At 52.4% G+C, this 12756-nt stretch carries 15 protein-coding genes and 1 tRNA gene; 11 read left to right on the forward strand and 5 right to left on the reverse strand.

Annotated features, from left to right (window positions below):
* Positions 1–9: 9 nt before the first annotated feature.
* From VE954_RS37935 to VE954_RS37970, 8 genes are all read left to right on the forward strand, one after another.
* The gene (locus VE954_RS37935) at positions 10–495 is read left to right on the forward strand and encodes a Smr/MutS family protein (RefSeq protein ID WP_324962984.1); all 486 of its coding nucleotides are present in this window, start codon (positions 10–12) and stop codon (positions 493–495) included.
* Positions 496–517: 22 nt separating this feature from the next.
* Positions 518–2422, forward strand: coding sequence for a hypothetical protein (locus VE954_RS37940; protein WP_324962986.1), 1905 nt, complete (start codon positions 518–520; stop codon positions 2420–2422).
* Positions 2423–2489: 67 nt separating this feature from the next.
* Positions 2490–3419: a 50S ribosomal protein L11 methyltransferase gene (locus VE954_RS37945; protein WP_324962988.1), complete on the forward strand. Its 930-nt coding sequence runs from the start codon at positions 2490–2492 to the stop codon at positions 3417–3419.
* Positions 3419–4147, forward strand: a complete 729-nt coding sequence (locus VE954_RS37950) for an RsmE family RNA methyltransferase (protein WP_324962990.1) — start codon at positions 3419–3421, stop codon at positions 4145–4147. The genes VE954_RS37945 and VE954_RS37950 overlap by 1 nt, the downstream gene beginning before the upstream one ends.
* 55 nt (positions 4148–4202) lie before the next feature.
* Positions 4203–4808: a hypothetical protein gene (locus VE954_RS37955; protein WP_324962992.1), complete on the forward strand. Its 606-nt coding sequence runs from the start codon at positions 4203–4205 to the stop codon at positions 4806–4808.
* A gap of 76 nt (positions 4809–4884) precedes the next feature.
* A tRNA-Met gene (locus VE954_RS37960) sits at positions 4885–4961 on the forward strand.
* A gap of 167 nt (positions 4962–5128) precedes the next feature.
* Entirely contained in the window at positions 5129–6445 is a 1317-nt protein-coding gene (locus tag VE954_RS37965) for a site-specific integrase (protein WP_324962994.1), read from the forward strand.
* 64 nt (positions 6446–6509) lie between these two features.
* Positions 6510–6740: a hypothetical protein gene (locus tag VE954_RS37970; RefSeq protein ID WP_324962996.1), complete on the forward strand. Its 231-nt coding sequence runs from the start codon at positions 6510–6512 to the stop codon at positions 6738–6740.
* Between the two features lie 48 nt (positions 6741–6788).
* On the opposite strand, the gene VE954_RS37975 is transcribed toward VE954_RS37970, so the two are convergent.
* The 4 genes from VE954_RS37975 to VE954_RS37990 form a co-directional block, all read right to left on the reverse strand.
* Entirely contained in the window at positions 6789–7457 is a 669-nt protein-coding gene (locus VE954_RS37975; protein WP_324962998.1) for a nucleotidyltransferase domain-containing protein, read from the reverse strand.
* Positions 7458–7872: 415 nt separating this feature from the next.
* Positions 7873–8217, reverse strand: a complete 345-nt coding sequence (locus VE954_RS37980) for a hypothetical protein (protein ID WP_324963000.1) — start codon at positions 8215–8217, stop codon at positions 7873–7875.
* Between the two features lie 17 nt (positions 8218–8234).
* Positions 8235–8591, reverse strand: a complete 357-nt coding sequence (locus VE954_RS37985) for a hypothetical protein (protein WP_324963002.1) — start codon at positions 8589–8591, stop codon at positions 8235–8237.
* Between the two features lie 22 nt (positions 8592–8613).
* Positions 8614–8781 carry a hypothetical protein gene (locus VE954_RS37990; RefSeq protein WP_324963004.1) on the reverse strand — a complete coding sequence of 56 codons (168 nt, stop codon included), beginning with the start codon at positions 8779–8781 and terminating at the stop codon, positions 8614–8616.
* Positions 8782–8960: 179 nt separating this feature from the next.
* On the opposite strand from VE954_RS37990, the gene VE954_RS37995 reads away from it, so the two are divergent.
* Together VE954_RS37995 and VE954_RS38000 are read left to right on the forward strand one after the other, a co-directional pair.
* Positions 8961–9167 (forward strand): hypothetical protein, encoded by a 207-nt coding sequence (locus tag VE954_RS37995; RefSeq protein WP_324963006.1) that lies wholly within the window; start codon positions 8961–8963, stop codon positions 9165–9167.
* 134 nt (positions 9168–9301) lie between these two features.
* Complete coding sequence (locus tag VE954_RS38000; protein ID WP_324963008.1) at positions 9302–10051, forward strand: hypothetical protein; 750 nt, start codon at positions 9302–9304, stop codon at positions 10049–10051.
* A 616-nt stretch (positions 10052–10667) separates the two neighbouring features.
* Here the strand turns inward: VE954_RS38000 and VE954_RS38005 are convergent.
* Positions 10668–11828 (reverse strand): carboxypeptidase-like regulatory domain-containing protein, encoded by a 1161-nt coding sequence (locus VE954_RS38005; protein WP_324963010.1) that lies wholly within the window; start codon positions 11826–11828, stop codon positions 10668–10670.
* Between the two features lie 641 nt (positions 11829–12469).
* Between VE954_RS38005 and VE954_RS38010 the strand changes: the two genes are divergently transcribed.
* Positions 12470–12756: hypothetical protein (locus tag VE954_RS38010; protein ID WP_324963012.1), on the forward strand; the 287-nt coding region annotated here is incomplete at its 3' end.

Raw genomic sequence — 12756 nt, forward strand, 5'->3', positions numbered from 1 at the left:
GAAAGAATTATGGCTCGTGGCAAAAAGCCCGGAAAAGGCCCGCAAAACAGCAAGGATGAACCCCGCCGAATCCGCTTCGAACTCGAAGAGGATGCTGAAGAGCTATTCCTGAGACATCTTGAACAATTCAAGCCCGATAAGAGAGAAGCCGAAGAACCGAAGGAGCCTGAGAAAAAGGCCAGCAAGACGCACAAAGCGACGATGGTCCATGAGCTTGACCTGCATGGTCTCCGCCTGGACGAGGCCCAGCATACGGTCCGCGAATTTCTGAACGGCCTGTGTGAAATGACAGGGATGCACCGGGTGAAGATTATCACCGGCAAGGGGCATCACAGTCAGCAGGGGAACAGTGTTCTGGCCAAGGAAATTCATAGCTTTGTCTTGCAGACCTTTCGTCGCGTGATTATGGAGATCGAGGATTCCCCGGATCAGGTTCGCCTGGCAGGAGTTCCGTTGCGCGGTCATTTTCATGTGACGATTATGGGCAAACGGTAGACGGTTAGACAAGGCGAGGTTCATGGCGGACGAGCAGCCCAAGTCCCAAAGTAAAAAAATCATCAACCCTGTGGAAGGTTCTTCTGCAGTGGCGCCTCAGCTTTCGCTCGATTTTTCCAGGCCCCCTTCGAAACTCATGAAGGATAACGATCCCCTCGAGGCGGGTGAGTTTTCTTCTGAAGAACCCCTGCAGGCCCTGCATCAGGTTTCGTCCATCAAATATCGCAGCATTGAGCATCCCAATCATAACCTGCGTTTCCTGCTTGGGATTTTTCTGCTGGTCTTTGTCATGGGCAGCCTGTTCCTTGGCCTGCCCTATTATTTGATCCGCACCGATAAGGCGCTTAACAAGGCGACGAAAAATTCCATACGATTTGTGCAGAAAAACCTTGAGAAACGCGGGTTCGGTGCCCAAACCAAGCCTTATGCCGACGAGCTGATCCAGCATTTTCGATTGACGGATGCTCCTGGAACCGATGCGGCGGCCGCTAAAGCATGGCGCGAGATGGACTGCAAATTTTTGATTCAGGAAGCTCTCGGTCGACGCTTCCGAGGCGCTTTGGAGCCAACAGGTCAATACCTTTTGACGAACTGTCAGATGGCTCAGGATTTACCGCAGGCGGCGTTGCGCCAGATCACGGAAAATTATGGGGACGCCGCTCAGTTTCAAAGAAATGGTGATTCCTGGGAAATGCTGCCCATGCAGCTGCTCGCCACGGAAGCGCAGATGCGGATGCAGCCGTTTCGTTTGATGGCGCCTAAAAATTATCCAAATTGCCGACGCTGGGCTGCCTCGCCAACCTGTGTTTTGAAATTTGTGGATTTGGCTCGACAGCCGGTACGCAGCCGTTTTGATGACGGTCACGCGATTCTCAAAAGCGCGGTCAAAAGTCAAAGTCCGGTGCTGCAGGCCTGGCTCGCGCTCGCGCTTTCCTGGAATTATGCGAAGCTTGGTGATGGGGCTCGCGTCGAACTTGTCTTGAAAGAAGCGGCCGGCCTTTTTCCAGAGCTATTCGATCCTTTTCTCGAACGGGAGATTTTTCGTCTTCGCATGTTTAATGCCTATCGCTTGAAGGATAAAAAGCTGATGGGCATTATCTGGAAAGCCCGTCCGACGGCTTTGATGACTGAGGATGAAGCCGGTTTTTATGATGTGGGCCTCTTGCGAACATTTCTTTCGAAATCAGATAAGATCGGTCCGGCCCTTGATGAATTCTTCGATCATTCGGAAAGTTATCAGCGCTATCGATTTGATCCAGCTTTTATTCGGGTTGTGGTGGAGCAGGCCATTCGCCAGAAGCGTGCGGGCGCAGGTTTGATTTACATCGATCGCATTCACGATCAGCAGCATGACGAGGATCGAACGCTCGACACCGAGTGGTTGCCGCTGCTGAGGGCCCGACTCCTGCTGGCGGTGGGCAATGGACTGGAAGCTTTACAAACCCTGCAGCCCTTGGAAAAATTCATGGTGCGTTCGCCGGAGCTGGCGCATTTAAAAGGGACAGCCATGCTGCATGCGTACTCCACCAAACCCTATCGCCTGCAGGCGGCCGCTGAATTTCAAAAAGCGGTCAACCTGGATCCAGAAGCTGAGCATTTCTTTGCTCTAATTTTAAGTTTTCTCGACAGCAAGGATATCCAGAAGGCGGAATCTGCATTTAAATTCTGGCAAAAAGTTAAGCCCAGGGCCGGGGATGAATCCTGGCGATCTTTGGCGCGGGGCCTGCTGATTTATAGCCAGGGACGAGGAGCCGAAGCTACGCAAATCTGGAATGAACTGGCCCAGCGCAATCCAGGTTTTGTGCCCGTCAAAAGCCTTCTGACCAACCTGCGCGAAGATCCAAATTATCTGAAAGATCAGATGGTTATAAAAGTCATTCCCATGATGCCCCTCGATGGACCCCTCAGCCCCCTGGCGGTTTTTTAGCAAACAACTTGAGGTCTTGCTGAACAGGCTATATAAAGAGCCACCGTTCCAAAGGAGGCCTTTTGCCATGCATCCAACCGAAACTTTTCAGTTACAAATCACGTTTTTGCCCCAGTCTCACGTGTCGATCGATGAGATCAAGGATGATGTGAAGAACTGGCTCCTCGGCACTGGCGAAGAGGCTTTCGTGGAAGGCGCCATCGACGACCTTTATCTGGATTTGCCTTACGAGGCCGAGGCGCCCGAACAGTACGAACAACTCGGCGGCGATAACCTGCCGCTGCTGGTTTATAAATACGATCGCGAGCATCTTTTGCAGCTCAAAAAACAGCTGGAAGACGATTTCAAAGGCCTTATCGCTTGCGAGATGAGTGCCATGCTCACCGAAACCTGGATGGAAGGTTGGAAGGAAAGTTTCAAACCCATCCGCACGCCCCGTTTTTATGTTTACCCGCCCTGGCTCTCTGATAATTTGCCACAGGATTTGATTCCGATTTGCATCGAGCCTGGGATGGCCTTTGGCACCGGACAGCACGCCACGACCATGCTCTGCGTCAAGGCTCTCGAGGAATTGGAAGCGCGAGGTATTCAGCCTCATACACTTTTGGACGTTGGAACCGGCACGGGTATTCTTGCTATTGCCGCGCACAAACTTGGCTATAAAACGGTCACGGCCACCGATATTGATCCCGATTCCATCATGGCGGCAGGGGCGAACGCTCGTGTGAACGAATCGCCTTTGATTCTGGAACAAGGCACGTTGCCATCGCGCGGCGCTCCGTTTCAGGTGGTGATGGCCAATATTATTTTCTATGTGCTGCGCCGCATCATTGGTGATCTGGCGTCACAGGCTTCGGATGGTGGATTTGTGATTCTGTCGGGAATCCTGGCCGAAGAAGCGCGTGATATGGAAGCTCTGGCCAATCCCTGTGGGCTGGTTTTGGAGCACGAGGATGTGCAGAGCGACTGGGCCGGCCAAATTTATCGGAAAGTCTGATGTCCCATCGATTTCGATTTCTCGGTCGTCACCTGGGTCCGCAGCAGTGGGAGCTGCTGCCGGATGAGTGGCATCATCTTTTAAAAGTTCTGCGTCTACCCGTCGGCAGTGAGCTGGAAATCGCCGATGGAGCCGGGCATGTGGCCCAGGCTTGCCTGACCCATTCCGGAAAGAACGAGGGGGTGTTTGAGGTGCTGCAGGAGGATTTTTTTGCTGCTCCTGCCGCCGCTGCGCAGATCACCCTGGCGATCGGGGCGCTGAAACCCCAAAGTGCCGATGACCTTCTGCCTTATCTGATCGAACTTGGCATGGATGGCATTGAAGTCTTTGCCTCGCAGTCTGTGGATAAAAATCGCATGCAGGATAAGGTGCGGGAACGCTGGGATCGAATTGCCACTGCAGCGATGAAACAGTGCAAACGACCCTGGGTGCCGGTGATTTCCTGGTCGGATGGATTGGAGGTATTGATCCATAAGGCCGCCGCATTTCCTAATCGCATTTTTTTGGATCCTGAGGGCGAACAGAACCTGGCGCGTTGGCAGCCTCTTCAGGCTGGCCCCACTCTGGCTGTGATTGGCAGCGAGAAAGGTCTGGATGCTGATGAGGTCCTGGCCTTGCGCGAGCAGGGTTTTGTCGGCTGCCGTATCGAAGGCTCCATTCTGCGTGCCACCACCGCGGCGATCGCCAGCGCGGCCCTTCTGCGACAAATCATTCCCTACAAAAGCTGACCCCAACCTGCGGCTGTGGTAAAATGGAGCGAACCAATTACCGAGGTTTGCGCTCATGAAACAATCTGGTCGCCGTCGCGGCTTCGTGTCGTGGTTTGTGGAACCTTATCGGCAGGTGAAACTCGGTTTGATTTTCCTGCTTTTGAATTTTCTGTTCGCGGGTTTGACCATCGCGATCTTCGGCTATTACATCTGGGACATCTCCCAGGCCCTGGCCGTTTACTTCAAACTCAGTAGCGATCAAAGCATGGAGATCCTCAACAAGTTTCAGACACCGGTTTACGCCGGTTGCTTTCTGATGGTCGTCTTCGTGATCGCGTCCATCCTGGTTTCGGTGCGGTATACGCATCAGATCTATGGCCCTCTGGTCTCCATCCACCGCTTCCTGGACGAATACCTCGAAGGCGAAGCCGTCCAGCCCTTGATTCTGCGGGAATCGGATCAACTGCAGGAACTCGCCGAGAAGCTGAACCAGGTGATGTACCTGAATCCCAATGATCGAAGGGCGTCAAATATGCGCCCAATCTACCGGTACATCGATGAACTGCTTGAGGGCGGCAACCCGGAACCGTTAACACTGCGCGATGGCGAGCAGTTTCAACCTTTGGCCGAGCGTATCAACCGCCTGGGGCAAAGGCTTCGCGGGAATAAGGTTGGCTGAACCGCGGACGAGTCAGAAAAAATTCGTAAGCTAGCTTGACAACAAGGAACCGAAGGCCTATAACCCTAACTCTTACCGCGGGGTGGAGAAGCTTGGTATCTCGTCGGGCTCATAACCCGAAGGCCGCAGGTTCAAATCCTGCCCCCGCTACCAACTCCTTATTACTGATATAATTCAGAAAATCATAGTTAGTAGCTGTTCGGACTTTGGTACTAAATTCATTGTTCTTTGGTATTAAGGTACCAAAGGCCTCAATTTAGTGCCCTGAGCCGCCGAAGTATCGCTTATATCAACGATCTAAGCGAATGCAGGCTTTGGCTGTGAACACTCTACAGATTGATCTACCTCAAAATGCCACGGACATTAGGCCGTGGTACGTGCACGATGACAAGACTATCAAACCCCTCGGCATAGCCATCTCTCGCTGGTATCGAGACGTGGTAACGGGTCGTCAGCGGCGACAGCGCCTGCCCACCAAATACCTTCGAGCCCTCGTTAAGAGTGATGAGGACGCCAAGAACCTAGTCCTCCGCCTAAACGGCAAAGACCCCAAAGAAGAAGCAGCAAGACTTCGGTACCAGGAGCGCGTCGCCTGGATCTCCCCCGAACTCATGCGTTCCTATGAGAGCAAAGTTCGAAACAACTACACCTCCGAGAAAGACTTCGCCACAGTCATGAACTACCTGCACAAGTACGTGCTGGACTTCTTCGTCAATCGATTGAAGGAGCCAGACGTGAGGATGTGGAAGGTTAGCCAGGACCTGTGGGGTACCTACTTGTTGAACAAGGACGTCGCCGAAGACGACCCCCTCCGAATTATGGAGCCTGGGAAGCTCTTCTCTAAGAAGGTCCTCAAATACATTATCAACGAAGCCAACCGCTTCCTGCGGTTCGTGCATAACCAGATGCCTCTCGAAGTGCCGTTTATCAAGCTGGAGCCTCTGGACAAGATGGCTCTAATAAATGCAGATGCTAAAAGGATCCAAGCCAACGGTCGAAAGCACCCTGGCGTTTACATCCCACCCATACGACTAACCAAGATCCTCACAACGTTAAAAGAGATCGTAGACAAACAACCTTGGGCGACGGCAGCGCTGCTTGCTTACTATTACGGTGTTCGGACCGGTGAGACCGTTGCTCTGGATACCCAAAATATCAAATCAGGCTATCTCCTCGTCGAAACTCAGTTCGTATCCTGGGAGTTCGATGAAGAGTCAGAGGACGAGCTGGAGCCCGATGCCGTGAAGCATACTCGATCCGTTAAAGACCGTGAGCAGCGGAAGGTGCCCCATTGGGTTATAAAACCGAAAGAAGCCTACGAGCTCGTGACGGCTATCAACAAGGCTAAGTTTACTGCCGAGTGGGCCTCCGACCAATTTACCGAGTTAACCCGAGAGCTATTTAAGAGTGATGGGCTGGTTTACCACCTCAAGGATCTTCGCAAGACCTGGGTAACTAATATGCTTAAGAAGCATAACCATGAGCAGGTTCGCCTCGCTGCAGGTCATTCGGATATCAAGACCACCCTCGGTCATTACGTCGAAGACGGCCGCGAGATGGACGACGAGGTTTACATGCCTGGCCAGGACGAAGGCGAGGGTGGGGATGGTGGTCCTGATATTGACCGGACGGGCTGAACCTTACTTAAGAATCTAACCCAGGGCCAAGGTTCTGGGGTTCATCTGCAAAAGGAGATATAGAATGTCCAAGTTAACTGACGAGCAAAGGCAACAAATTAAAGCAGCGGACAAGCCGCAAACTCAGTTGGCTAAAGAGTTTGGGGTAAGTGCTGTTACGATTGCCAAGATCAAGAGCACAGGCCAGCCTAAACCGGCTCCGAGCAGTATTGAGCTCACGGTAGAAGAGGATTGGGTAACCCTACGGCTTCCTAAGAAGGCATTAACCAAGAAGCTGCTCGCAGACCTGCTGTAACTCCAGCATTGCCTCAAGGATGAGGCCAACACAAACTCTCAGCCTGCCTCACTTATCAACTTCTCCAAGCAGGACTTCGTGGGTACCCGCCAGGATCATTTCCCGCTCGTCAGCTTGATCCATGTCGTGAAGGGAAAGCCCGATCGTTCTGCTTTTAACAGCGTTCCATACCTCAGTAGAAGGCCATACTATTTCGTCAATATAAGAACCAAACCGCTTCCCTTGCTTGCGTGCCAGCTCAACCCGTTCCTTACTCTGCTGCCCGTAAACCTCGTTTGCCAGGCCGGGGCGCCTGACCAGCCTAACCCCTACGTCAACGTCTGAGAGGAGCTCCTCGCCCCGGACAAAACTCCCAAAGACGACCACTAATGCAACTCGCCAAAGATAGTCTGGATTAGTGTTGATCTTCTGTATCCTTTCCAGCATTTCCGCTACCATCTTTTCCGCCCTTGCGCGTTTAATGGGTGGATTGGCTGAAGCTAGGGCCAACGAGTTTCCTTTTGGAGTGGGGAAGTATCCCTCATGCGTCCTGTCGAGGTATCCCTCGTGAGTGAGTGCATCGAGCAATCTTAATGCTTCCTCGTTATTGTCTATTTTTAATCTGTAAGCGATCCCTTCGACTGGCTGGTGACAGTTGTTATCCCTAAACAACCGAAGGATCTTCCTCGCTTCAAGCGCGGGCATCTGTGCTATTTTTTCTTTTGAGCTGATCCGCATGCAGGGCTCCTTTGTAGGTTGTATCGACATGAACACGTTGCAGCGTATAGCTTGTACGCCTTTCGGTATCAAGCGTTTTCTGCGTGGGGTATTGTCGGGCGGACTTGCGTACGCACACATTAAACTTAAATCGACAAATGCGCACGCACGCCAGCCCACACATACAGCAAACCGTAACGTCCACCGATGACGTCCGTCTTTGTCTCAAAAAGAAATAAACAGAGGCAGGGGAGTGCTTGCGGTATAGGTTTATTAGTGAGAATTAGGGCGGGCCGGAAAGCCCACATTAACGTTATTTCGAGGATTGGACGGGCTGGGTCCGGCTGGCGCTAACCTCAATGTCCCTACTTGAGGACTTCAGGAGGGGTAGATCATGTTGTGTCCGACTTTAGCGCAAGAGGCATAAGACTCGCCCTCAAACGGCCCTCAGCGTGGGATCCGACTCACACTCCTCGACCCAGGTACGGAACCAACTGCCCCTCTTGGATGTCCGCCTGAGGTAAATGAAGGCCTCGTTTAGGGCTTGGCAAGTCCGGGACTCCTCGGCGAACGCAGCCCACGCCAGGGGTAATGCCGAGGTGCTGAGGCTGTCACCATTGTCCCACAGGAGGCGCTCCTCGGTAGCCCAAACCCTGAGCTTTGAGGTCGGGATACCTGTCAGGCGGTTAAGTTCACTGATACCGGTTTCGCCCCCGGTGCCTGAGAACCAGAGCACCACGTTACGGGCTAAGTCGAATTCTTGTGCTGTTACCTTACGCATAGCAAACTCCTTTGGGTTTAGGTCTTGCGCGAACGCAGCATCTCCAAAATACAGGCTTGGCTTTCCACGCCTTGCACAGCGCGGGGGTCACCCTCCTTAAGTAGTGCCTGTAGCGCGCCATGCAGCGCGAGGCAGACCCGCGACTGGCCCGCTAAGGCCTCCCACAGGCTTGGGAGCATATCGAGGCTCGCGAAGCCACCCTCCTCATAGTAAGGGTCCAGGTCGCGAACCAGCGGCTTAACCAAGTGTTCTGGAGCACCACACAGCAGGACCAAGTCCTCCAGGTAGACTTCCCCGCCGCACTGGACGAACCAAAGCGCCATCTGCCGAGCAAGTGCAATTTCTTCTGCTGGGATGTCGTGTTGCACGATCATAGTCGTTGTCCTTTGCTATAGGTTACCGAATCAGAATCTGGCTGCTCCAGGCTCGCAAGTAGGCCCTGGCCTTGCTATTGGCCAGCTCGGGCGACAGGTACTCATTCAGCATCGTGCCGTTGACCATGACCCGGTAAACGTCCAGACCGTGCGAGCGAAAGGTTTTGACTTCAATGACTAGTGGCTTCATGGGAACCTCCGTGGGTTACACTCTTCGCCGCTAACAAAAGACTTATCGGGAGGACGGCCAAAAACTTGAACCGGATTGGACGGCCTAATAGGACGGCCTTATAAGTACTGCGAAAATGTCCGATAGACTGGACGGGAATTGCGCATCCAGGCGATTATTATGGATAGGAGGTATTTACCTTGAGTAAGAAAGCTGCCCCAACTAAAGACCATATAGCCGAGGCTCTCAAGCCAAAGCCAAAGAAAGATCTCTACAAGATGACGGTTAAGATCGATCGCGAACTCTATGAGAAAGCACTCCCCCAACTGGAAGGGAAGTTTGCGGCCTTGATGGAGGGCGCAATCCGTGAAGCGCTTGACCGCCTTAAGTCTGGCAAGGTGGGCTAACCTACCATCGTGGTCGAAATGCACTTCCGAATAACCTGGTCGGCCTGGCCACTTACCAGATTTTACTTAGGTACCTAGACTTTTAGGGCGATAAGTCTCCTGTTGGCGATAGTGCCAAGCACGAGGAGACCGTCATGATGAAGTCTGTAAGCCGTTGTTGGATTAGGCGTGCGCCTTGGGCGATCCCCCTGGCTTTAAGCATGCTCTGCCTCGCCTGTGGCAAGGACGATGACTCTGGTAGCTCGGACCCCGCGACAGCTGATGTCTTAGTCGCTGGCCAACCTAAGGAAGAAACGGTTGCGCCGGCAGCGGACGACGGCTCAGGTGGGGGTAACGTCGACCCTAACCAGGACACTGTCACCCCAGGGCAGACACCAACGGAACCAGAACCAGCCGCTGTGCCTGCGAGCTTCGACAGGGCGGCTTACCTCGCCGGTCAAGAGTCAGCGATGCTGGCCTTCGTCGATAAACTGAAAGCCATTAGGGTCTACGACGCGCCGCCCGAGTTCCTGAAGCCAACAACTGCGCAGAGCCAAGTCGGTATCCACTTCGGGTCACCTTTCACCAGCAGCCCTGCTGAGGAGATATACCGAGCTGACCTCGGCCAGTTCCCAGCCAGCAACTCAGGATGCAATAACCAGCTCGCGGGCTCGCAATACCATCAGATCGCAGCTCTCTGGGAGGTAGGATCCTTCCCAGGACGGCACCCACTGGGCCTGGAGTATCGACTGTATGTGATCATTCAGAATGGTGTGTTGGCGATCGTGGATGTGGATATTCATTGGATGACGCTAGACCGTGTGAATCACTTCTATTCATTGAACGTGCTATGCTCAGACGCGGTTACACCAGTATTGCCGGCGACGAATGCGGCGAACTTTTGAGCCGTGCCGATCAATGCACGCTGAATAAAGTACTGCACCCTGCTTGGTAAGTACCGACCGAATTTCTGAAACATGGTGTGTCCCACGTTACGCCATCGGTGCTTCTCAAAGCAGCCTCGCCGTGCATGTCCAGCCCAAGTCCATTACTACTTTGGTACTGTACTGCAACAGCATTTGTCGCGTGCTTCACCAACCAATACCTCTGCCCCGCGATCAAATTTATTGGGGTTGCGAAATGAAACATAGGTCCATACCTAAGGCATGAATCATTACTAACGGCCATGCCTTGATAGTTCGTAGAACTATCGATCAAATTGCCTGGCACTCCCGAGTTATCGATTCTAAGCTGCACTTCTGATGTCCCCATCCAAAAAAATGATCCGTTATCGCATTCTGAATGGTCATGTTCTCAGCAGGAGTAAAGCTTTGTGCAATATACGTATGAGCTGTTCCACCGTTGCTTCCGGTTAGGAAAGGAACAATATGTGTATCTGGAGATACAACCGAGGGCTCATTGTTAAAAAAATTTGTAATTTTGGGGGTTATGTAAGCGGTTGATTTGCACTCTTTTGTAGATTTGTTACCCCCCTTGTCCGTAGCTTCGACACATACTGGCTCAGTGAAAGCTCCTCCTTTTAGTAGAGAGGGTGCCCGCATTAGACTCGACGTTAGTGCTGCCTGCTATTGACATTGAAATATTCGCAATGCCCATAACAGAGTCTGAATAAGCGATAGCCAAATCAAGCCCTGTTGGGCCTTGAATGACGGCCATACTATCTATCCCAGTTGGGTAAGAAGGCGAACTGCTGCTGCATGTTCCGAATCTGAAGGTAGTCACTGATGGCGGCGTAGTGTCGATCTTGATTGTGCTTGAATATGGGCTACTCTCGAGTCCATTTGCATCAGCGAATTTAACATACAGCATCTTTGCCCCATCACTATCGAACTTATAACTGGTGGTGGAGGTTAGCGGGCTCCAGTCTAAGTTTGTAAACGCGATGTCTTCTGATACCTTCATCAGAACAGCTTTTTCAGACGCCCCAATTATTACGCTCACGTCCCGGCTATTTTTGAAAGATGCGCCATTCTCGGGGACGAGAAACCCGGAAGCCCCGGTTGAAATTATGAGTGTGGCGTCATCCAAGGTCGTTTCTGATCCCGCTTTAACCACGACCTTTTCAAACTGTCCCCTGTGGTAGCCGTCTTTTTCAAGATAAAGGTTGTGCTCCCCGACTGGCACTCCAGTAAAAGCAAACCTGCCTTCGCCGTCAGTTTTGGAGATGTATTCCGTTCCCGGGATGTAAACATCAATACCAGAATGGTCGGTCTGCCCGTTCAAATGTACTTTCCCGGCGATAGACCCTACCCTGGGCAAATCTATCTTACCGCCCTCTGTATTCACTCCATTAAGAGCTCTTACCTTCTTAAGTCTGACGCCGTGTGTTGGTAACGCGGGGCTGTTGAGCCAAGTTCCCAGTGATGTGCCGACTGCGTTGATAACGATGTCCACTTCGCCTGCTGGGACGTTGCTGACATAGAACGAGCCGTCCGTCGCCCGGGCAACCCTTAACGCTGCTTGGTAACCGACAACGTAGCCATAGACCGAGCAGGGGTCGATTGAGCCATCAAGGGAGAACGTAAAGATACCCGCAGCCGGAGGAGTGGCAGGGAGAGCCGTCGCTACACAGCTTCCAGTGGACGGGTCTTGCTTCACATCCTTCCCGCAGTTAAGCAAGTTAGCCGCAAATAAGATGACTCCGAGTAAAGGTTTGAGCATCGGACGGATCTCCTCCTTAGTGATCAGAACACGATCGGCAAAGCACCACGGTGCGATGAGTTAAGATAACTTTCAATTTGCCAGAGTACGGGCACTTACTTGAAGTCAGGATTACCGGTGTCCGGCGCGGTTGCGACGCCTCGGAAATGGTGTCCAGATGGCCTTGCAAGGCATGGCTAGAGTTCGGGCTTAGGGCTGCTGAACAGCGCACCAGAGGGGCGTTTCCGCCTTCCTGGTGGCACTGTAAGAGTTGGGGTAGGGATTGAGTTAGCACGCGGCAAGCGATCTAAGTTACGTCTAAAGATTGATCACTGTTTGGCCAAGATCAGCAACTAACGTACAGCGGTCCTGCTATCTAATGATTTTTCTTCAACTTCTTCTTTGGCACGAGATCTGCAAACTGTGGGTAGGGGGCGTGTACCTAGACGAAGGTAGAAAAATTTCATTTTTTCACACGCACAGAGCGGCTTGTTACCACCCCTCTCAAGTTTTTTTTGAAAATGTTATTGCCCTGTTATATCGGATGCGAGCGACTGCAGTGATTCAAGTTCCCAATACGATTAGACTAAATAAAATGCGCCTTATCGAGGTTGATATTCTTATTATAGGGACAGCACTTCTAGCAAAGGAAGGGAGGAGTCATGATCATCATCGACGGCACGCTCGAGAATTCAATCGGCCTGATTTACTTCCCCCTTCTTTTGGTTGACGGCGTATTAGGCTTGACCACCTTTCAGATTGGGGTTCTCTGCCGACTGCCGCAGGCCAAAATCGTTGCAGCAATCGGCCAACTGCAGCTGAAGTCCACGACCCTCACTGGCAGGGCTACTCGCGACCTGCGGGCCGCAGGGCTTATACCAGCCAAAGCAATACGACCTAAGTTCTGGACCATAGACCAAGCAAAGATGATTGTTGATAAGGTCGATAA

This window comes from Oligoflexus sp. (genome assembly GCF_035638955.1).
Lineage (GTDB): Bacteria > Bdellovibrionota_B > Oligoflexia > Oligoflexales > Oligoflexaceae > Oligoflexus.